This is a genomic window from Cohnella mopanensis (genome assembly GCF_022352055.1).
GTDB lineage: Bacteria > Bacillota > Bacilli > Paenibacillales > Paenibacillaceae > Cohnella > Cohnella mopanensis.
Genome location: NZ_JAKRWM010000010.1, coordinates 21704 through 44442 on the forward strand (window position 1 = coordinate 21704; position 22739 = coordinate 44442).

The 22739-nt window shown below is 45.9% G+C and carries 17 protein-coding genes and 3 tRNA genes; 2 read left to right on the top strand and 18 right to left on the bottom strand.

Annotated features, from left to right (window positions below):
- Nucleotides 1–297: 297 nt before the first annotated feature.
- From L3D05_RS16040 to L3D05_RS16105, 14 genes are all read right to left on the bottom strand, one after another.
- Nucleotides 298–2265, bottom strand: coding sequence for a DUF3732 domain-containing protein (locus L3D05_RS16040; protein WP_239617325.1), 1968 nt, complete (start codon nt 2263–2265; stop codon nt 298–300).
- A 3-nt stretch (nt 2266–2268) separates the two neighbouring features.
- Entirely contained in the window at nt 2269–2760 is a 492-nt protein-coding gene (locus L3D05_RS16045) for a three component ABC system middle component (RefSeq protein WP_239617326.1), read from the bottom strand.
- Nucleotides 2753–3970 (bottom strand): ABC-three component system protein, encoded by a 1218-nt coding sequence (locus tag L3D05_RS16050; RefSeq protein WP_239617327.1) that lies wholly within the window; start codon nt 3968–3970, stop codon nt 2753–2755. The genes L3D05_RS16045 and L3D05_RS16050 overlap by 8 nt, the downstream gene beginning before the upstream one ends.
- An 806-nt stretch (nt 3971–4776) precedes the next feature.
- Nucleotides 4777–6324, bottom strand: a complete 1548-nt coding sequence (locus L3D05_RS16055; RefSeq protein WP_239617328.1) for a hypothetical protein — start codon at nt 6322–6324, stop codon at nt 4777–4779.
- A 354-nt stretch (nt 6325–6678) separates the two neighbouring features.
- Nucleotides 6679–6767 (bottom strand) — tRNA-Leu (locus tag L3D05_RS16060).
- Nucleotides 6768–6840: 73 nt separating this feature from the next.
- Nucleotides 6841–6917 (bottom strand) — tRNA-Ile (locus L3D05_RS16065).
- Nucleotides 6918–6940: 23 nt separating this feature from the next.
- A tRNA-Met gene (locus L3D05_RS16070) sits at nt 6941–7017 on the bottom strand.
- Nucleotides 7018–7090: 73 nt separating this feature from the next.
- On the bottom strand, nt 7091–7273 hold the full coding sequence (locus L3D05_RS16075) for a YycC family protein (RefSeq protein ID WP_239617329.1): 183 nt from the start codon (nt 7271–7273) through the stop codon (nt 7091–7093).
- 68 nt (nt 7274–7341) lie between these two features.
- The gene (locus L3D05_RS16080) at nt 7342–7506 is read right to left on the bottom strand and encodes a hypothetical protein (RefSeq protein ID WP_169279842.1); all 165 of its coding nucleotides are present in this window, start codon (nt 7504–7506) and stop codon (nt 7342–7344) included.
- Between the two features lie 154 nt (nt 7507–7660).
- Nucleotides 7661–9211 carry an ABC transporter substrate-binding protein gene (locus L3D05_RS16085; protein ID WP_239617330.1) on the bottom strand — a complete coding sequence of 517 codons (1551 nt, stop codon included), beginning with the start codon at nt 9209–9211 and terminating at the stop codon, nt 7661–7663.
- Nucleotides 9208–10098, bottom strand: a complete 891-nt coding sequence (locus L3D05_RS16090) for an ABC transporter ATP-binding protein (protein ID WP_239617331.1) — start codon at nt 10096–10098, stop codon at nt 9208–9210. Before L3D05_RS16090 ends, L3D05_RS16085 begins: the two co-directional genes overlap by 4 nt.
- Nucleotides 10099–10102: 4 nt before the next feature.
- On the bottom strand, nt 10103–12952 hold the full coding sequence (locus tag L3D05_RS16095) for an ABC transporter permease (protein ID WP_239617332.1): 2850 nt from the start codon (nt 12950–12952) through the stop codon (nt 10103–10105).
- A gap of 3 nt (nt 12953–12955) precedes the next feature.
- A complete protein-coding gene (locus L3D05_RS16100) occupies nt 12956–14059 on the bottom strand; it encodes an efflux RND transporter periplasmic adaptor subunit (RefSeq protein WP_239617333.1) in 1104 nt (367 codons plus the stop codon).
- The gene (locus L3D05_RS16105; protein ID WP_239617334.1) at nt 14004–14789 is read right to left on the bottom strand and encodes an ABC transporter ATP-binding protein; all 786 of its coding nucleotides are present in this window, start codon (nt 14787–14789) and stop codon (nt 14004–14006) included. The genes L3D05_RS16100 and L3D05_RS16105 overlap by 56 nt, the downstream gene beginning before the upstream one ends.
- A 234-nt stretch (nt 14790–15023) precedes the next feature.
- Here L3D05_RS16105 and L3D05_RS16110 point away from each other — a divergent pair, with 234 nt between their 5' ends.
- Nucleotides 15024–16676, top strand: a complete 1653-nt coding sequence (locus tag L3D05_RS16110) for a glutamine--tRNA ligase/YqeY domain fusion protein (protein WP_239617335.1) — start codon at nt 15024–15026, stop codon at nt 16674–16676.
- A 72-nt stretch (nt 16677–16748) separates the two neighbouring features.
- A complete protein-coding gene (gene nagZ, locus L3D05_RS16115; RefSeq protein ID WP_239617336.1) occupies nt 16749–18077 on the top strand; it encodes a beta-N-acetylhexosaminidase in 1329 nt (442 codons plus the stop codon).
- A 491-nt stretch (nt 18078–18568) separates the two neighbouring features.
- On the opposite strand, the gene L3D05_RS16120 is transcribed toward nagZ, so the two are convergent.
- From L3D05_RS16120 to pyrF, 4 genes are all read right to left on the bottom strand, one after another.
- Nucleotides 18569–19687 (bottom strand): ABC transporter permease, encoded by a 1119-nt coding sequence (locus tag L3D05_RS16120; protein ID WP_239617337.1) that lies wholly within the window; start codon nt 19685–19687, stop codon nt 18569–18571.
- 1 nt (nt 19688) lies between these two features.
- Entirely contained in the window at nt 19689–20618 is a 930-nt protein-coding gene (locus tag L3D05_RS16125; RefSeq protein ID WP_239617338.1) for an ABC transporter ATP-binding protein, read from the bottom strand.
- A gap of 725 nt (nt 20619–21343) precedes the next feature.
- Nucleotides 21344–21991, bottom strand: a complete 648-nt coding sequence (gene pyrE, locus L3D05_RS16130; RefSeq protein WP_239617339.1) for an orotate phosphoribosyltransferase — start codon at nt 21989–21991, stop codon at nt 21344–21346.
- The gene (pyrF, locus tag L3D05_RS16135) at nt 21988–22728 is read right to left on the bottom strand and encodes an orotidine-5'-phosphate decarboxylase (protein ID WP_239617340.1); all 741 of its coding nucleotides are present in this window, start codon (nt 22726–22728) and stop codon (nt 21988–21990) included. Before pyrF ends, pyrE begins: the two co-directional genes overlap by 4 nt.
- Nucleotides 22729–22739: the final 11 nt, after the last annotated feature.

The following is a 22739-nucleotide window of genomic DNA, read 5'->3' on the forward strand; positions in this document are numbered from 1 at the left end:
CCGTGTCAAGATGTTGGATCTTGTTCTTCACTACATTACCCAGCGTGCTGAGCAGAAGTCATTGTCATGCCTACTCATCAATAAGTTGCAAGAAGCTTTTTTCCACAACTAAAACATTTAAGTTATACAGTATTATCCCTCTCAAACTAGAACTGTGAAGAATTTCTTTTCTTACTTACAGAACAGTAAGAACTACATCTCTATTAAGCAGAAATTAGCCATGAACTACAGCGAGGCAGCATCTCTATTATGGTGCAGCAAAACTAATTCATTAATTACGAGAATATTGCCGATTTATTACAACCACTCTTTTGGTATTAAAGCATCGCTAGTATTATTCCTCCACCTAGCTACAATATGAATTTCTTCTTTAGGTAGTCCCCAAGCATCTTCATCAGCGTGTTCTATAACTATTATTTGTGTTGCATACTGGCGTAATTTTATATGAGTTTGTAATGCAGAAAATATCTTTTGTACTCTAATGATATCCTCCGACTTATAATCCCTTTCCTTTCCTAATTTATCTGGAAAATAAACTTGACTTGGTTGATCAAACACCAAAAACTGAGACACAGGATTCCAAAGTAATGATGTGAAATGATCATGCAGAGCAAGCATTGTGGAAACATGGAATCCCATCCAGTTTGCTCCACTTCCGATTTCCCATAAATAATCTTCTCTCTTTCCCGTATTTCGTTTTACAGTAAGATTCTTAATATCTAACTGCACTGGTATTTCAGAATCCTCTACCCCCAGCTTATCTGCATAAAAGGAAATACTTTTAGAGATTAGATTAATAATTGATTTTATTTTTGCATCGATACCTTTAGTGTCTACTTCAATTCGAAGTTTACGTATTCTTGCATCTAATTCGATTAGCTCTTGCAATAAACTATCATCTTCATGGATTAACTTATAATTCTCAAGAGAATTCTCAAGTCGTCCAATAAATCTGAATATCTCGTTTTCAGTCTGTCGAGCATTTCTTAAACTCTCCGACTGATTCTCTAATGCATCTTTTAATCTCCGTATTCGGTTTAAATTTTCCTCTAATTCCTTCAATTTGTTCCTGACTCTAACAATCTCTCTGTCCAACATATCAAATGAATTATTTGCATCATTAGATACCTCACTTAAAACTTTTGCATAATCGGATAATTTTTGGAGCTCGTCGTAAGCACTTGAATTTTGCGAACCACATAATATACAAGTTTCATTAGGCGTAACTGTATTTAAAAACCAGCCCACGGGTTCTAATCTATTTCTTTGAACACCAATTGAATCATGATATTGTTTTTCTGATTCAAATAGCTTGCGAAGCTTAGATAATTTAAGCCTTTGATTCCCAATATCTCTTGCAATAATTATTTCTTCATTGGTGATTTCTTGTAATTCATTAATAGCATTACTAGTTGCCTCTTCTTGTAATACTATTTTTCGATAATTGCTGTTATCGAATACCATTTTTAAAGCATACAAGTATTTCTCTGTAGACCATTCGTTAATATAATCTTGAGACTCCGGAATTAAGCCATACTCTCGCGCCCGCAAATAATACGATTTTAATTGATAGAACCAATTTTCGTTCATTTTTTTTATTTCATTGTATTCCCTTTCCTTTTTTGCATACTCTAGTTCAATTTCTTTAAGTTCTTGCCTTAGAAGTAAGGTTTTCTTATCAATTGCTCCAATAACAAGAGGGAAGATATTTCTTAGTCGTTCCTGGTTGTTGGCTGTGTCAGCTTTATAGAAAAGCGTATAAGGATTTGCAACAATGTGCTGTGGTTGAAACTGAAACGCGGAAAAATCGCGAAAACTTGCTCTTTTTTTTGATGAATCAGCATCTTGCTCATTTGTAAGTGTTAAATACGGCAACTGAACGATTTCATTTAATTTATTTTTTAGATATTCAACATCATTTTCAGCTGAGGGTCTTGGTAATTTCTCGATATCAAAGATACCCTCTTTAATAAACACTGCTGTACTTTGATTATTTTGACCCGGCTCTTTCCTTGCAATGAGCATCTCCGTATTTTCAATTCGTAATATAACACCAAACCATTCTGTCTTCTCTCGAATTAGACCAACAGGAATTGTACATTTTGAACTTCCCAAGCAATAATCAATTATTGGAATAATTGAAGATTTTCCTTTTTGGCTATCTCCGGTAAGTATGTTAATCTTCTTTAAGTCAAAACTTAATATTCTCTCTTTCTTTTCGTGATCTTTAGGCCATAAAATTAAGTGTTGAATTTTTATATTCATGTATTAAAACCTCACTTTTAGCAATGTACATAATTCCTGAAAAGAAGGCTGAGAAAACCATTGACCTACTCGTCTTGATGTTGAGATCATTTCTTTAATCTCACTATTATTAAATTCAGGTGATTTTGAACGTACCGGCAATATTTCGAAGTTTTCCTGATCCATTGTTAACAACTTACTTGTAAAGCCAAGGTTCAATGACCTCATTGAAACACCATGCATTTTCTCAACTCTATCTTGCAATCCCGCAAATATAGACTTATCTTCATTTATGACTTTATAAAGCCCCCCATTAAAGGCTCTCCTATGTGCGTTGCTAACGAAATTTTTATTAAAAATCAACGGTAAAACTAACATACAAAGTGCAATACTTGGTCCACGTAGTTCATCAGTTTTCTTGTAAAACTCATTAGCAAAATTGAAGATTGCAATTGCCCCTATAGCAATATTTTGTACGACATCATACTCGTGTACTAATTTAGAATCATTATTCATAATCCTCAGCCTCAATTAGAATTTTATAATCCGGATGCCAGCCAATCTCCATGGCATCGGCTAATCTATGATAACTACCTCTTGTTAGATAAAATTGTTCCGTTTGTTGTCCAGCTAAAGGCTCTCTATGATTTAAAGTTTGATGCAAAATATCTAATCCGCTTTCTTCTCCAAATGTTATGATATCACTTAGCTGTTTCTGTGCTTTTTTATATTTTTGTCTATAGACAGCATGAATCATTTTCCAACGATCTTTAAGAGCATCATCAAATTTGTCAATATCTTCTTTTGTTATATCTCCCAAAACACTCAAGCGAATGCGTTCAGAGGAACTCATTAAATAATCGTCAATTGCGTCTATTAATAAATTGTCTTCAGATTCAATTGCTAACAAATACAATTGTCTTACAAAAACAGCATTCGCTTGTTCTTGACGTTCCACATTTGTAATTGGTATAAGTGCTTTGGGTCTCTCAACAAAAGAATGTGTTTCATATCTAGATATTAGTTTGTGATAATACTCTATGAATGCATCTCTACCTAACCACGCTTGAATTCCATTTCTCCAACAACTCATCGCCGTAGAATGAACCCAGCCTAACAACGAATTATATACTTCATTGAAGGGAATATGATCTGGAATCATCAAGCGAGTTTTCATCTCACTCAATGACTTATCACCCGAGCTACCCTTTTTCCTATCACATACAACAATTTGCTTAATTAGATCACCAATTATCTGATCATTATAACTAATCACTTTATCTACATATGCTTTAATGCCCTGTGGTGTATTCTTTGCAATATTCCTTAGTTTGGAGATGCATTGCTTAATTTCATCAGGTTCTTTGGCTTTTTCAAGCTCTAAAACCAGACCTGACTCAATTTCCTTATTAGTAACCATTTGAAACTGGGTATTATTATAATTTACTTTCCCTGTAGCAACATCAGAAAGCCATATACCCAAAGTGTTCCATAAGTCTTTACTATGATCACCAAATGGGATGTTTGATGTAATGGAATGCTTAGCTTGTTCTCTAACATTTAGTTCAGCATTCTCTTTAACTTGCCTAACTATATCATCCTCAGTCTCAATACCAATTAAGGAACCATTTCCACTGCAAACCAACCAATAAAGCGCCCTCTCTGGTTGAAACAAATAACCAGCCATGCTACCAGGGGCAGAGTTCTTTGCTAATTTTATAGTCATACAGCCACCTCAATTCAATACAGACATATCTAGGTCCTCATTCGTAAGACTCACGAACTACATCTATTTACATTTCGATAAATAACAACATTTTCCTCCGAAACAAATGTTCGCCATAATTGAGTATTTTGAATGGAATGAAATATATATTATATCCCTGATACCTATGCATGATAGTTAGTCCTCGCGAGAGGCTCTACATGCATCGCATGGCCGTGCACATGCAAATGTGTAAGGCTCTTTTTGTATCCATCAAATCAACGGAGGAAAGCCAATGAACCCTTATCCACCAACAGAAAACATCCACTCTATTTGCTTAAAGTCGGATTCGCTAATCAATTGCCTTGCTTCAGGAAGCGTATAGTAATCCTCATAACCGTTTTCTTATAATAAGAAAGCAACACCTTCTCTGATAACTCTTCATTGGAAAGCTCCAGTAAAGACTTGTCATCGATCCGATAATAATGTTTCAAGTTACCTTATCGTAGAGAAGCCATAAAAGCAGAAATCCAGCGTCTTAGAATCAAGCGTGACGAAATTCTCGAACGCATCATCTGAACCAACAATTGCCGAGGACGAAGCCAGTACAACTATAATGCCGAACATGACGGAATTCTCGAACATACACACAAAAAAGAGCACCGTTAGCAGAATGTTAGCAAAACCGCTCCCCTGACACAAAAAAGGCTCCAGCTCAATGAGCTGAAACCCCTGAATGTTTGATATAAGTGGTGCCGAGGACAAGAGTCGAACCCGTACGGTGGTAACCCACCGCAGGATTTTAAGCTGGGATCTACAGTTTTGACCTACAGCTTTAAAATTTTCTGTTGATCGATAAACAAAGTAATGTCCCCGTCCTCCGAAACTTTGACTGCTATTCCACGTTTCGAGGCAAACTGGGCGGCTGTGGACCCTGTCCCGAAAGTCCCATTGTAACTCTGACCGGGCGAGACAGAAATCGTCTCACCGAAGCTGAGGATGTTTAAGTTCGAATCCAACACAACGGCACCGTCAATAGCGGACAACGATTTGATCAGATAAGGGTCCAGATCAATCAGATTGGCGTTCTTTTTGCCTTTCTTAATCGTCAGCAGACTTCTCCTTTTCCGCTCGGAATGCAGGAACCCCGTTCCCCTCAAGAGTTGAGCCGTTTTCGATTCACCTATTCCATGCAAGATATCCGGAACATCAATAAGTAAATAAACTGAGCTCTTCTGTTCCCGCGACAGATCGATGAAAGTCCTGAACAATCGAATGTATCCTTTGAAAGCCCGTGTCATATGTTTTTTAAACGACTCGGCGCCTAAAACCGCGTAGTACGGAAGCTTCGTGATCATCAGCTTCTGGAGAATGGAAGCGACGAACAGATCGTAATGCCTCATTTTCCAGATTCCATTGACGAGTGAGACGACCATCCTGCTTTGCGTATAAAAGTTCACTCTGTCGTTGTCCACCGAGATATATAGAAAGTCCGGATACTCCCTCGTTTGGTTTGCCAACTGAATAACCTCGATATTTTTGAGTAGCAGCTCCTTGTATACATTAATGACCTGGTTGACGCCTTTGCGTGTGAACTCGGGATGCTGCTTCTTCACCTTACGAAACACTTTTTGTTCAAGATCGCCCAACTTGTCGATCAAGTCCCCATAGACTTGCTCAAGCACGGCGTTCATATTATAAGTGAAAATGAGATCCTCCAACTCCGAGGAGATGCTTCTGCCGTCATTCTTTTTGCGTAGAACGCCGATCACCGCGAAGGTTTCGTTTACTACTAACGCCATCGAACGATTGTCTATTAATCTTAAGAACGCCTTTTCCCCATTAAACAGTTCCATGAACGGCTCAGCAGTGTCTAGCGGAAGGAACTCCATATTTTTGTCCGCGAAGCTCTTACGCGCCTTGTTTTCCGCCTCCTCTTGAAAATAAACAATGCCCAGGGTGACGGGGGCCGATTCATATGTCCGCGAGCTGATCTCGCTCAAATCTTCGATAAATTGAAATATTCTCCATTTGTCTGCAGGTACCGCTTTGTCATACGACTCGAAGATTAGAGATAATGATGTCTCTTTGATATGGGTCAAAAAAAGACTCTGATTGAAGATACCTTCCGAGGTCTTCAATTGGTTCTCCAGAATCCGGTTCGAAGCGTTCAGTAAGTCCCCGGCTATCTTGTCGTTCACAGCATGAATCTGGCGTGGAAAGGATGTGCTGGAATGAACGGTATATTCGTTCTCTCGATCCGTCATTTCCAGCTTCGTGACTACTTCAAAGCCCATAAACCGCGAACGCAGCTCATCCAGCCTTTTTACATTGTCGCTCAGCCATCGGATCTCATCAGTCTCTTGATCCTCCATCTTTCGTCTCTCCTTTGCAACGAATATTCCCTCTATTCTACCATATTCGACTCGAGTAGGTAGACAAATACAACTTCAGTTTGGATAACCCTAATTCATTAATGGTTTGCTGCTGCTCGCCTGACGGTAGTCCCATCAAATCAACTTAATATTAAAGTTACCACTTATACGCACATTGACATGACGATAAAAGATACGGAACATCGAATTAATGCTCTTTCTAAATCGGCTCCGAACGTACCGAAAACCTCGAACAGAAATGATAAAAGAAGCGCCGTTAGCAAACCCGCTCCCATGACACGAAAAAAGGCTCCAGCCCAATGAGCTGAAACCCTTGATATTCTTGATATTATGTGGTGCCGAGGACCGGGGTCGAACCGGTACGGTAGTCACCTACCGCAGGATTTTAAGTCCTGTGCGTCTGCCAATTCCGCCACCCCGGCATATTGAACGATGTTGACTAGAACATGTTCATAAAGTGGGTATGTATTACTTAAGGCAATTCAATTTTTCACTTGGTGGGCCTTGAGGGACTCGAACCCCCGACCAATCGGTTATGAGCCGACCGCTCTAACCAACTGAGCTAAAGGCCCCCGTCTCGGTCCAGAGAAAAGGTTGGTTGCGGGGGCAGGATTTGAACCTGCGGCCTTCGGGTTATGAGCCCGACGAGCTACCGGGCTGCTCCACCCCGCGTCATTTTTAACTTGGTACATTTATTGGCGACAAGTAATAATATACTACATCGGACAGTACTTCGTCAAGAACTTTATTCACTTTTCTTTTCTTCCGTTTCCAAATGTTTCTCGGTATCCGATGTTTGCTCCTTAGCCATCTCCGCCAACTTCTGTAGTAAGATATGCTGAGGCATATGCATGAGATGCTCAAGCGGCACCTTCATGTATTGCGCGAGCTTCACGGCTGTATCTGCCGATAAAGGCATTCTACGCATAGCTAACCCTCCATCCCCATTATTCCTAGCACTCAGCTTAGCATAGGTAATCGAGGATTGCCAATAGCTTAAGGCAAGTAACGAACGCCATACTTTCCCTTTCTCGAGCGAAACACTTCGATTTCCTGGGGAACGTCGACTCCGAACACCCAACTATCGTGCTCCATCCGCTGGACTAGGCATCCTGCCTGAAACTTGCTGTCGTATAACCTTGACCAGTATATCCATTTCATGTCGTTCCCTCCGATGTTTAGGTTGATATCTTCTGATGATGCTCATAGCATGCGCGGGATTATCATTTTTGAATCCTCCTTTCCCTAAAATCAAACAAAAGGGGCTGTCTCAAAAGATTTCGCTTTTGAGACAGCCCCTTATAACTTTAACTTTTTAATCGATAATTTGAACGGACTCTCCGGCCGCTTCCATTACCTTTCTTTTCTCTGGCGATATATCCCCATCATCGAATACCCCAGTAATCTCGCCTTTCGGATTCAACTTGATTTTCTGCAACAAGTCGTTCCCTTTAGTCTCCCATTGCGCCAACGCTTCTTTAACCGTCTTCTTGCCTTGAATGACTTCGGCATACGCTCTATTCCCTAGCTCGGATACCATTTGCAGATTCGGCTTCTCGCGGTACAACTCCTGATCCTTAAGCGTAGAGTTCAATTGCGGAGCAGGCTTCATCTTCGTGAATGCCTCCACGTTATAGCTCATGCCATCGCGTACTTTAACGAAATCCTTACGAGCGGACAATTCATAAGTGCTGCGGGATTTCAGCTTCGCCCAATCTTTTCCGTTCATGAACTTCACGAATTCCCAAGCATCGTCCGGATTAGCTGCTTTTACATTGATTCCGGATAATGAGCTTAAGTAGACGTTTCCTCCGATATCTTCCTTACCGATATGGTAAGGCATCGTAACGACATCCCAATCCAATTTCTCCATCTTCAACTTTTCGCTGTTGTCGTTCAATTGCTGGATTTCGTTGATCAGGCTATAATCGCCAACCGACATAGCCACTTTGCCGTTAAGGAACAATCTTCCTTGGAATGGGTTATAGAATGTGTTCTCGCTCTGCGGTTGATCGTATTGCATATCTTCTTGGCGCGGTGTGACGTGGTCATTATAAAGATCCGACATCGTTTTCCAGACCGATTCCCATTGCGGAGTATTTACCGTCATCGTCTCGGCTTTGTCGTCGAATACTCTCATTTGAAGCGGTGCGGCGTAAGTTTGCATATCCCAATAGCTATCGCCAGCCCCCCATTGGTTAAAGGAGAAGCCGAAAATCGCATCTTTACCGCTGCCGGATTTCAACCTTTTCGCTAACGTAAAAACTTGCTCCCAGCTCATGCCGTCCGTCGGGAAATTGACACCGGCGCTGGTGAAAATCTTCTTGTTGTAATATAACGCGGAAGGCGTAAACGTCGGCGTTAGAGCGTACAAGAAGCCATTGCCGGCGTCTTTAATGCCATCGATAACCGCAGGCACGAACTCAGTCGTATCCATTTTGTTTTCTTTAAGCATTGGATCTAGCTGCTTCAGCATGTTTTCGTTAACCAGCTGGTTAAGCATGCTCATATCGAATATCATTACGTCTACCGGATTGGAGCCCGTCATGATAGCTTTGACTTTTTCTAGCGGATCCGGCTGCTCCCGCTGCTTCGATTGATCTTCGAATTGCATTTCCGAATAATCGATAGCCGGAACGACTTCGATATCGATATTCGAATGCGTGAATTCGAATATATCGGTAAATTGCTGGCGGAACCATGTTTCGTCTTGCTTGCTTCCGTACATCGTTCCGACCCGCAACGTATGCCTGGTTTCCGAATCCTTGCCTTTGGTTGTGTTACAAGCCGCTAATGTAGGAACTAATAAAGACAATGTCAGACCGCTCAGCACCCATTTACGGATGAGTTTACGCTGTTGACTCATGCGGATTCTTCCCCCTCTAATGACTTCGGTTTAGTGATGACGATCTTATCCCCATCGAACTCCATGCTTGCTTTGTCGCCAATCGTTAATGCTTGTAAATACTCTTTAGGAATCTGCAACCGCCCTACGCGGTCAACGACGACGTACGCCTCGTGCACTTCTTCGTGGCTCTGCCCTTCGGATAACGGCAACGACAAGTCGAGGTTGGGGTTACGTTTAATGAACTCCGTACTCGTCAAACCATCTCTAATGGCGACAACCCGATCCACCTTGCCCGCTAGCGACAAGTCATGCGTAACGATAACGATCGTAAGGCCTAATTCCCTATTAAATTTTCTGAAAATGTCCATAATAATGTCCGAAGTACGGGAATCAACCGAACCCGTCGGCTCATCCGCTAGCAGAAGCTGCGGGCGATTGGACAGCGAGATCGCGATCGCGACCCGCTGCTGCTCTCCCCCTGATAGCTGCTGCAGCTTGTTATGCATCCGATCTTTCAGCCCAACCCACTCTAGCAGCTGTTTGGCGTATGGCCGATCTAACTTACCCGAGAACATCATCGGCATCTCGACATTTTCTAGCGCGGTCAAGAAGGGCAGCAAGTTGCGAGCGTTGTTCTGCCAGATAAAACCGACCGTATCGCGCTTGTATTTCACCAAATCCTCATCGTTAACCTTGAGTAAATTCCAAGGCCCAACTTGAACTTGGCCGGCAGAGGGGCGGTCGAGCCCTCCCAAAATATTCAGGAGGGTCGACTTCCCGCTGCCGCTGTTGCCGATGATGGCCATCATTTCCCCAGGTTTGACGGACAAATTAAGCCCTTGAAGAGCAACTACCTCCAAGTCATCGGCTTTGTAAATTTTGACAAGACCTTCGCAATGAATCATGGATTTATCGCTCCTCTCCTAGCTTAACAGCCTGATGAACCTTCAGACGCCTAATATGGGTAATCAGCAAAGCTACGCCGATCGTCATCATGACGGCTACGACGATATACAGCCTCATCGTGTCCGTTGCTTCGAATACGACTCGGAACGGCGGAACTTGGTTCGTAGAATTATCCGACGTCTGTAGGAACGGCAAGAATAGAATACTCGTTAGTTTACCGATGCCGATTCCTAACCCGATCGATAGACCTGCCGTGAATACTTGCTCCAATAGCAGCATTCCGGTCAATTGCTTACGCGACAATCCCATCGCGCGCAATATCCCGATCTGTACGACCCTGCGAGACAGATTGAAAAACCAGAACAGGACGTAACCGGATAGAGATACGATAATCGTAACCAGGAACCCAAGGCTCAGAATTCCGAAAACGCCGCCTCTTGCCGGATGTTTGCTCTGTGTCGCCAGCTCGCTCCGCATACTATTGATCGATGCAATCTCAATGCCTTTTTCCTGAAGTACCGGAATGATGTCGCCAACCTTCGCCTCAGGATCCATCTTCAGCCACACGTCATAAGGGATCATCGGTACTTGATCATAGATGTAATCCAGATTCGCGATCAGGAAAGGCGTTTGGTCCGGATATTGGCTCGGCCAATAAGGGATGACATCGAGAATGATGAACTCGATCGACTGCTCCTGGATGACCGTCGAAACCCGGTCTCCACGTTTGAGATCGAATTTCTTGGCCACGTTGGAGGAAATGAAAGCGCCCTCCGGTACTTGGCCTAACCACGCCAGATATTTGTATGGATTCGTATCGTACATATCTTTGCGCAACCAGCCGACACGGGCGAAATCGACGTTATCGATACCCATAATCATCGTCTGGCCCGCCGTCTTGCCGGAGATCGTCAAGCTGTTTTTCGTTTGCAGTACCCTTGCCGCATGTTCTACACCCGGCAACGTACGGAACACTTCAAACGGCGGTTCGTTATAATTGTACTTCGTCGGCGTCGGACGCGACCCTTGGCCGCCGCCGCTTCCGCCTCCGGAGCCGCCACCGCCTTGCGATTTAGTCGGCTGCTTTATTTCAGCTTGGCCTTCCCATACCGTCTGAACGACGACGTCCGCTCCGTATTTGTACATGATTCTCTCTTCGGAATTCAGTCCGATCGTGCGTGCCGCGGAAGAATTATATACGCCTAATCCGAGCGTTAAAATGAGCAAGATCATAAGCGGATAATAGGATTTCGACGAACGAGACAACTGCGTCAGCGTCAAATAGAATGGAACCGGCAAAATCCGTTTCCAGATCAAGTTGACCAGCTTCAGAATGAGCGGGAATAACCTTAGGAATACAAGTCCCGCTGCGAAAATGCTTAGCGCCGGTACGAAGAACAAGAATGGCTGGACGTTCAACTGATCAGTCGTCATGCCGGTCTTGAACGACACCATTTGGCGTTCGTTGAACAAATACCAGCCGTAGCCCGCTACGCCCAGTAGCAAGACGTCAAGGAACCATTTTTGCCAGAAAGGCTTCTGGTCTCCCCGCGCCATCTGACGCTTGTAATCGACAATCGAAGTCCGAGTGAAGATCAACGCCGGAATGACCGTCGCCGCGATAGCCACGACGACCGCCGCTACCCCAGCTAATACGCCATCCATAGAGAATCCTACCGGAATCGCTTTACGGTCCACGAATTGCAGGAACCCGCTCGCCGACCCGATACTTTTAGCCAGGAACCATCCGAAGAGCGGTCCGATCAGCAACGCTACGATGCCGAGCAAGGTCCCCTCCAGCAGGAATAACATGAAGATTTGCCTTGTGCTCGCTCCACGGCTTCGCAGCACCGCAATATCGGAGCGTTGCTTCTCGAGCGCTTGCTGCGTATTCATCGTGATGAAATAGAAAACCATCGCGATCATCGGCGCTGCCAGCGTAAATAACATCGTCTGCAATTGGATGCTATCCCGACGGAAATCGCTAAGCATATCCGCGAAGCTAATCTCCAGTCGAGTATCCTTTAACTTTTTGTATACATCGATGTCTACGCGATTAAGCTTGCTCGACAACGGGGAAAGCTGGCTTGTTTTGATCTCCCGAAGATCGAAGGCGGAATACCAACCTGCCATTTGAATCGGAATTTTCAGCTTGCCGGCCAAATCCTCTTGAAAAGCAGGTTCGGCGATATACAGATTGTTCATGAGCCCTTCCATCCCTTGGTACCAATAAGGGCTGCTCTCGTCGAGAGCTTTGAAGGAGCCGACGATCTGTACCCGGAGTGTCAGGTTCAATCCGCCGGATACCGGGTATAGCAACACGTCGCCGACATGGAGATCGCTGCGGAACATCGCTTCTTCCAACATGACCGCTTGTATCGTGCCGTCGGTCTCTACCCGGTCAGCGTACCATTTACCGCCCGCCATCTCCGTTTGTTCCTTCAATCCGCTGAATGCGGCAATCGTAAGCTTGCGAGTCCGGCTTGCATCGACTTTAGTCGGATCTTCCGGGGATACCTCGCCGCTACGCATCATTAAGCTGCGTTGGCTAACCTCGACGGGAAATCCGATACTCGTTCTTACATCTTCCTGAATATACTTATTAACGTCTTGGAAGCCTTCCATATCGGTCTTGCCATCGGTGGACTGATACCGGATGAGCATCGACCCTGCTGGTAAACCTTGGCTATTATCCTGCAACGATTGGGAAACGACTCGTTTAAGAGCGCCATCCGCATACATCGGAATACTCGTCGTAAAGGCGACTGCGACGAACAATCCAGCTAGCGTGCTGAGCGTCATCCATCGGGTGTTCCACATTTTGCGAAAGAGAAACCGAATAAGCGCGTTCATCGATTAACGACCTACGACTTTCTGTCCCGGCTTCAATCCGTTCAAGATTTCCGCGTCGGTCGACGTTTGTTGTCCGACTTCCACATCCACTTCGCGTTTGCTTCCGTCTGCTTCGACGACCTGTACGTAAGTACGAGCTCCGATCGTACGCAATGCGGCTAGCGGAATAACGACTGCATTTTCTTTACGGTTGACAATTATCGTGATGGACAACGGCGTTCCTCTGGTTATTGTATTAGGCAATTTTTCTACGTCGACCAATAAATAATCGTTTAAGCTTTCCACGGCTTTGCCTCCGGAACCATTGCCACCGTTTTGATTTTCTGTTTTAGGAATAGGCATTTGCTTCACTTTGCCCTTGATTTCATCGGTATTGTTGATGTCTACGCGAACTTCCATGCCCAAGGCGACTTTCTTTAAGTCATCCTTGGACAGTTCGGCCGCTACGACCAAACTGCTCGGATTCGCTACGACGCAGAGCGTATCGTATGCTTTGATTTGATCGCCCTCTTGAAATGATACCGAGACGACAGTACCCGAGAACGGAGCGGTTAAAGTTGCCTTATTAATATCCTCTTGCATGTCTACAAGTGCTTGGCGAGACTCCTCGAACATAAGCGTCTGCTGTTCGAACTCGATCGGATCCATCGAGTCTTTGTCGCGAAGCGTCGTTTTCATCTTCAATTCGCTCTGCTTGAACGCTAATGATTCCTTACGTAACGATTTTTTCATATCGTCGACATCTAATTCCGCGATGACTTGTCCCGCTTCGACTTTTTCGCCTGATTTTATGTATAGCTTTTTAAGCCTCTTACCTTCTAAAGTAAAATATAAGGACTTCTCTTGCGTGGACATCACTCTTCCAGATCCTTGCACCTTCGATTCCAAGGTCTTTGTCTCAACGTCGTATTTCGGCTTCTCCGAAATTTTCGGCAGCTCAATCGCCGATAAATCCTCTTCCTCCGGCTCGCTAGGAAGCATGCTGCATCCCGTGATCGCGACGGATAGTGCCAGCATGGCTAGTAGGCTCGCGCTCTTGCTTCTTCTATTCTTAATTGCTTTCCGATGATTTAACGACGAATACGCCGTCCACCATTTCATAGACATGATCTGCTACCTCCATAATTGTAGGATCGTGCGTCGTCATACAGATCGACACATTCTCAGTCGCGACGATTTCCTTGAATACTTGCATGACTTGCGCAGCCATCTGACTATCCAATTCGGCCGTCGGCTCATCAGCCAGCAAGAGGCTAGGTTTGTGGGCAATCGCCTTGGCGATGGCTACCCTCTGCTGTTCTCCCCCGGATAGTTCGTAAGGACGGTGATGCATCCTCTTGGATAATCCGACAAGATCCAGACAAGAAGTAATTCTCGATTTCCATTCCGCCCGCGGAGTGTTCGCCATTCGGAGCGACAATTCGACATTCTCGTAAGCGGACAAGAGAGGCATTAATGCATACGCTTGGAAAATGAATCCGATATCCTTGCGGCGCACTTCCGTGCGTTTATCGTCATCCCATTTATGGAAAGGGCGATCCCTGAAGAAAATTTCGCCTTCCGTAGGTGTATCCAGCCCTCCCATTAAGTTCATAAGCGTCGTTTTTCCTGAGCCCGAACGCCCTCTAAGCATGACAAGCTGAGAGGGAAACAAACTGAGGTTAATCCCTTTAAGAACGCGAATTTTCTGGCTGCCGACGTCGAAAGATCGTTCCACGTTGCGAACGGTCAGAAGCGGTTCTCCCACGGATATTTTACTTGCCGTTTCCTGTACCGGGGCTTCCGTTAGTTCGCTGTTTCTCTCTGTTGTGGAACTTCGGCCCAACCAAGACAGCATACCATTTCCTCCCTTACCAATCTCTTCATTGATTATAACGAGACGTAATACTGAAAAGTTACTGAAAAAATTAAATCTTTATCATTTTTTTAATTAAGAAATGTCCTTTCGCTTGGAATATTTTGTCGATGTCATCCGACTTTTCACCATTTTTTCGCTCAGCCCTTTATAAGCAGTGTTACTTTTGTGTATTATTAGAAGATATACTTGCTACTGTGAGGAAGGTTGGTCCGCTTGGAAACTAAGACGTCGTCATCAAACTTTATCAAAAACATCGTGGCCGAGGATCTCGCGTCCGGCAAAGTCAAGGAAGTCGTTACCCGCTTCCCGCCGGAACCGAACGGTTACCTGCATATCGGACATGCCAAATCGATTTGCCTGAACTTCGAGCTCGCCAACGAGTTCAATGGAAGAACCAACTTACGGTTCGACGATACGAATCCGGTCAAAGAAGACGTAGAGTATGTGGAGTCCATCAAGAAAGACGTCGAGTGGCTCGGCTTTAAATGGGACGGCTTATTCTTCGCTTCCGATTATTTCGGAGAAATGTACGAAAGAGCTCTTGTCCTTATTCGCAAAGGGCTGGCTTACGTCGACGATCAGACCGCGGAGCAAATCCGCGAGACAAGGGGAACGCTGACCGCACCTGGTCAAGAGAGCCCTTACCGCAATCGTGCGGTCGAGGAGAATTTGGATTTATTCCGTCGCATGAAGGATGGAGAGTTTTCCGATGGCCAGAAAGTATTGCGCGCGAAGATCGATATGGCTTCGCCCAACGTCAACTTACGCGATCCGATTCTGTATCGAGTCGTTCACGCGCATCATCATAATACGGGCGACCAATGGTGCATCTACCCGATGTATGCTTTCGCTCATCCGCTCGAGGATGCCATCGAAGGTGTCACTCACTCGATTTGCACGTTAGAGTTCGAGGATCAACGGCCGTTTTACGATTGGGTCATCCGCGAATGCGAGATGAAATGGGTTCCCCATCAATACGAATTCGCCCGCCTTAACTTAACGAACACGGTCATGAGCAAAAGAAAGCTTAAGCTGCTCGTGGACGAGAAAGCCGTAGACGGCTGGGACGATCCCCGCATGCCGACGATTTCCGGATTGCGCCGCAAAGGTTATACGCCTGAAGCGATCCGCGCTTTCTGTCGCGAGATCGGCGTAGCCAAGAGCTACGGTATCGTCGACGAACGGATGCTGGAGCATTTTATCCGCGAGGACTTGAAGCTTAAGGCACTTCGGACGATGGCCGTACTGCAACCGCTCAAAGTGGTTATCACGAATTATCCGGAAGATCAGGTAGAATGGCTGGACGCTGAGAACAATTCGGAGAATCCGGACATGGGACACCGTCAAATTCCGTTCTCCAGGGAAATCTATATCGAACGCGATGATTTCATGGATAATCCGCCACCGAAATATTTCCGTCTGTTCCCGGGTAACGAAGTTCGTTTGAAGCATGCTTACTTCATCAAGTGCGAGGAAGTCGTTCATGATGCGGAAGGCAACGCCATCGAGCTTCGCTGTACGTACGACCCCGAGACGAAGAGCGGATCCGGATTCACGGGACGTAAGGTGAAGGGCACGATCCACTGGGTTGAAGCTACCCACGCCGTTCCTGCACAGTTCCGTTTGTACGAACCGCTTATCAAGAACGAAGCGGAAGAGGAAGGCCAATCGTTCCTCGATCACCTGAATCCGAATTCCCTTGAAGTACTGGAAGGATTCGTGGAGCAAGGAATGAAAGAGTCCGCAGGCGGAGATAAATTCCAGTTTTTCCGTCACGGCTATTTCAACGTTGATCCTAAAGATTCCTCCGAAGGTCACCCTGTTTTTAACCGGATCGTATCCTTGAAAAGTTCGTTCGAGGTTTAATATTTAAATAGAGCTCCTGCCACCCTAATAAGGGAGTGCAGGAGCCTTTTACTTAGGAGATGGTTAGCTACGATGAGATCAAATGCTACACGAACGTTAGGAAGTATCGGAATAAGCATGCTTCTTATTCTTACGGTTGGCTGTGGATTTGGTACTGGCAGCGGCAATTCCGCCGAAACAACGCCCGACACTCCTTCCAACACGACTGGAGTTTCATCTCCATCCGCTAATCCGTCACCGTCTAATCCAGCCTCCTCTTCCGCATCGGCTTCTTCTTCAAGCCCTGCTAAGACCGCTGAGGATAAGGCGATTAACGACATCATCAGCCGAATGACTTTGGAACAAAAAGTCGGCCAAATGATCCTTGCCGGCATCGACGGAACAAAAATCGATTCCTCTATGAAAGCCATGATTGCTGATCAACATGTCGGAGGCATTATTTTATACAAAAATAATTTCTCCGATCTGGCAGGCTCTGTCCGTCTCGTCAACGAGCTCAAAAAAGCGAATAAGGATAATCCCGCCCCTCTCTTCATTAGCGTTGATCAAGAGGGCGGCAAAGTGAGCCGGCTACCAAAGGATTTCTTAGCTATTCCAACTGCGGAAAAGGTCGGACGAACAGGCAAACCTGAACTCGCCCAGGAAATGGGGGCAATCCTTTCCAATGAGCTCAGCCTTATGGGATTTAATGTTGACTTCGCGCCAGTGCTCGATATCAATAGCAATCCGAAAAATCCGGTTATCGGCAGCCGATCGTTCGGCAATGATGCGGAATTAGTAACGAAAATGGGCATTTCATTGATGAAAGGGTTACAAGAAGGAGGAACGATCCCCGTAGTTAAGCATTTTCCCGGTCACGGGGATACGTCCGTCGACTCACATCTTGATTTGCCCATCGTTCAGAAAACCGCCAAGCAGTTAGAAGCATTGGAGTGGATCCCCTTCCAAGCCGCTATCGAGAACGGGACGGATGCCGTCATGGTCGCTCACATCCTGTTCCCTCTCATCGATCCGGATGCTCCTGCTTCTTTCTCGAAAGTGATCATCGGCGAGCAATTGCGCGGCACTCTCGGCTTCGATGGGGTAGTCATTACGGACGACATGACGATGGGTGCAATCGCCGATCACTACGGCATCGAGGACGCCGCCTTGAAGTCAGTTCAAGCGGGAAGCGATATTCTTCTCATTGCGCACGGCTACAACACGGAGAAAAAGGTTTACGACAAGCTTATTGAATCGGTACAAAACGGACAACTCGAACAATCGAGAATTGACGAGAGTGTCCGTCGCATTCTGACTCTGAAGCACAAATATCAACTGTCCGATGACCAAGTTCCTACGCCGACCCTCGACGATCTCCCCAATGAACAAATCCGGCAATGGCTCACTCGTCTAAAATAAAAATATACATCAAACCGGTAAGATAAGGAGCATGATCTCCTTCCTTACCGGCTCTTTACCATGTGCAGCCATTATCCCTCTCACTCAGTTCGCACCAGCCTCAACAGTTTCTCCTCAGAGCGCTTCCTCCATCGAGCATCCGTATTTCCATTATCCCGTTCGCTCAGTTCGCACCAGCCTCAACAGTTCCTCCTCCGAGCCCCCTATCGAGCATCCCTATTTCCATTATCCCGTTCACTCAGTTCAAATAGATATCGAGTTACAAAGAATGTGACTATTTCAACAGATTCCTACTTAGCGACAGGGATAATGGGTAGAGTGAAAACAAACTACATACGCAAAAGTCTACCCTGAGCGAAAGGGATAATGGCCAGAGCGATACAAACAGCATACGCAAAAGCCCAACCTGAGCGAAGGGGATATTGGGCGAAGCAACAGGAAAAAGGAAAAGGAGCTGCATGAGCAGCCCCCCCTTGGCGAACGTGTAAACACTAACGTACTTCTACTTTACCTTTTCGATAAATAAGGGCACCGATACCGAAAGCGACGACTCCCCAAACTCCGAGAATCCCGATTCCCATCCAGAAGTCGCTTGTTGCGATCCCACTACCGTAGACCATACCGTCCCGGATACCATTCACGAAGTAAGTGAGAGGAAGCACCTGCGAGACCGGAACCAACCATTCAGGAAACCCGCTCGTGGGGAAAAATATTCCGCTTAAGAACATCATCAAGAAGCTAGCGATATTGGCCATACCCATATAGGCTTCGATTGATTTACTGAACGAGGAGAATAAATACCCCAAGGCATTAAAGGCTAGAGCACCGACTAAGAAGCCTACAATCAGCGTTGGAAAATCCAGATGCAGATTAGCCCCAAATCCGAGTACCCCTATCGCGGAAAGAATAATAATCTGCACGATTCCTAGAACGAACCGGACCATCATGCCAGCCACTCCGAACAGTCCCATTTTGACAGGAGTCATCCTCAACCGCTTCAGCAAGCCTTTTCGCCTCATTTCGACCATGTCCACCATTCCGAACAGGCCGCCTTGCGCAACCGCCAAAGCGATCATTCCCGTCAGCAGGAAATCTACGTAGCTCAAATCCTCGCTACCATTCGATATGGCTTTCGTCTCCAGCTTGAAAGTAGGTTGCACTTTAGAGACGGCATAATTGGATTGCACGATAATTTGATCTAGTATTCCTCTAACCGCTTGAGTAGTCGCACTCTTCTCGTTCTCCTTGTTCACGATCAATTCCAGAGTGGTTGACTCGGAAGAAGAAGGCAGAATAATAACGGCTTCAACGTCTTTATCTTTCACCCAAGCGTCGGCTTGCTCCTCGCTCACCGGCACATCCGACTTCCACTCAAATACCGGCACCTGCCGAAGGTAGCTTTCCAGCATATCCGAAGTCGCGTTCGCGCTTGTTTTTACAACGGCAACTTTTGCTTTGAATTCGCTGCTACCGCTTCCCCCAAATATAACCATGAAGATGACCATTAAGATGATGGGAAAAAAGAGATTCCAAAACCAAACCTGTTTCTCCCGGAACATCATTTTGATTTGCGCTCCGAACAGCTTGCCTAACTGTTTCCCCTTACTCACCTTAGTCCCTCCACTCTTTGCCCGTAAAGGCGATAAATACATCCTCTAAGCTCATTTCGCGAATAGATACCTGTTCTACTCGATATCCACGCTCTTTGGTAAATCCGAAAATGCCGTACAGGGTTTCCTCTGGCTGTACGGACCATAACTTGAGAGCAGACCCTTCCCTCGCCGTGCGTACGACCGTCGGTTGCTCCTTCGCTACGCCTTCCGTATCTATCGCCGCTTGTTCGCCGTCCTGAAAGAACAGCCGAACTTCCCGCTCTTTGGTTAAGCGGTCAATGAGTTTAGCCGGCGTGTCCAGCGTAACGATGCGGCCTTGGTCGACGATACATACACGATCGCTAAGCTTCTCCGCTTCTTCCATGTAGTGCGTCGTTAAAATCGTCGTTTTCCCTAGTCCCTTGAGCTTAAGCACGATATCCCAAATATTACGTCGCGCTTGAGGATCAAGACCGGTCGTTGGTTCATCCAGAAAAATAATTTGCGGATCGCTAACCATCGCTAGACCGATAGCAAGCCTTTGCCTTTGCCCCCCGGATAAGGACTTTACTCTTTTGCCGCGATGATCCGTCAAGTTAATCATTTCAAGCACTTCTGCTGCTTGTTTGGAGTTCGGATAGAAGGAAGCGAACAATTCCAAGTTTTCTTGCACGGTCAACAACTCGAACAAAGCGCTGGATTGTGGCTGAACCCCGATTATGTATTTGATTTGCTCCGCATTTTTGTCCCACGTCAATCCGTTAATGACGATCGTCCCGGAATCCGGCTCTAACATGCCCTCGATCATTTCCAGAGTCGTAGTTTTGCCTGCCCCGTTCGGTCCAATAATCGTAAACACTTCTCCGGCATCGACGGAAAAGCTGATTTCCTCGACGGCTTTTACCGTGCCGAACGATTTCCGTAACCCTTTCACCTCTAAAATGGACATGAATTCCTCTCCTTCATTTTCCAATTCCGCTTGGTTAGCCTTATTGTACCTCAGACTACAGTCTTACTCGACAGTCTGCGGTACGCTTTTGCTATCGGTCTTAAGACTGAGAAAACATATATCTAATCGACAGAAAAAAAATTGTCCCCTATCGCATATCTAGAGGACAACCTTAATATCGTTTCAATCCATATCCAGTTAATTCTTAATAATATAACTATGCGCACCACGCATACGCTCTTTCATTTTCTGCTCCCGATCCAATGTACGGGCAATATCGTCTTTAATCTTCATTGAGCATGACGTGCACAGGTGTCCTCTCCGAATCGGCGAGGCGCACAGATCGCATTGATCCATCATATTGGGGTAGTCAAACGTTGTGAGTCTTCCTTTTCTGATCCACGATCTGATTCTTTGAGGAGGAAGCTTAGTCGCATTCGCGAGGTCCTCCGTTGATGCCAAGCGATTACGCAATAAATATCGTTGTATAGACACCATTTGCTCATCCACGAGAGCCGCGCAACTAGTACAAAGATTTCTCAAGTTTTTCTGATATACTCTTCCACATTCTGGGCAATGGGCAACCATTAGTTCATTCGGCATATGAATACCCCATTTGTTGGTTCTATTGAACCAATAGTAGCATAGGTCTACGCTTTTTTCATCTCTTTTTATATATAAAAAAAACTACTCCCAATTAAGAGAGCAGTTTCGTCATTTCTGTTTTATTTACCGAACCCTTGAGGGTCACTGCGCCAGGATTGAAGCAAGCTTACATCCGATTCGCTGATCGTTCCGCGACGGCGCGCCTCTTCAACTAAGGCAGTATAGTTCGACAATGTCTGCAATTCGATACCTTCTTCACGGAACGCTTCTTCCGCGAGCGCGAATTGGTAAGTGAATATCGCAAGGACGCTTTGTACATCTCCACCAGCTTCAATTACGGCCAGCGCGGCTTTCAGCGAACTGCCGCCAGTCGAAATTAAATCCTCGATGACGACGACCTTTTGTCCTTCTTTGATGATGCCTTCGATCTGATTTTGCTTCCCGTGGCCTTTGGCTTTATCGCGAATATAAGCCATAGGAAGATTCAGCTTCTGAGCAACCCAGGCAGCATGCGGAATTCCCGCGGTAGCGGTTCCCGCAATAACCTCGGTATCCGGGTAATGGGCACGGATCAATTGTGCGAAGCCTTCCGCAATCGATTCGCGAATGGCCGGGTAGCTCATCGTCAGCCGATTATCGCAATAAATCGGTGATATGATTCCGGATGTCCATGTAAAAGGTTCGTTGGGCCGAAGATTAACCGCCCCTATGTCCAATAGATTTCCCGCAATCGATGCTGGTAATTGTTCCAATGAAACATCGCTCATGCTTCGGTCATCTCCTTCAAAATGTTGTCCAGCGCTTCGGCTGGGTTGTTGGCGGACGTAATCGGACGTCCGATTACGAGATAGTCGGTACCGCCGATTACGGCGTCGCGAGGCGTTGTAATTCTGGATTGGTCGCCCGTATCCGAGCCCCTTGGACGAATACCCGGAGTAACCGTAAGGAATCCGGTTCCGCAAGCTTTTTTAATCGCAGCAACCTCAAGCGGTGAAGCAACTACACCGTGAAGTCCAGCTTCGCGGGCTAACTTAGCATACCTTACTACGGCATCTTCTACTTGCCCCGCTATGCCGATCTCGTCATTTAGTACAGCTTGACTAGTACTCGTAAGCTGAGTCACCGCGATGATGATCGGAGCCTGATGCGTATCTCCTGCGGCTATCACATCTTGTACCCCTTCGGCTGCGGCAGCCATCATAGCCAAACCACCGGCTCCGTGGACGTTAAACAAATCCACGCCAAGCCTGGCAATGCTTCTCGCTCCGCCTCGAACCGTATTCGGAATGTCATGCATTTTCAAATCGAGGAAAACACGAAATCCACGCGACTTCAGTTCACGGACGACGGATGGTCCAGCCGCATAGAACAGCTCCATTCCAACCTTCATCCAGCAACCCGCACCCCGCAACTGATCGGCTAACGCCAAAGCCGCAGCGGCATCCGGCTTGTCGAGCGCTACCATGATCTTGCTCGCTGCCTCTTCCCGAGTAAGATTTGCCATTGTTAAGCCCC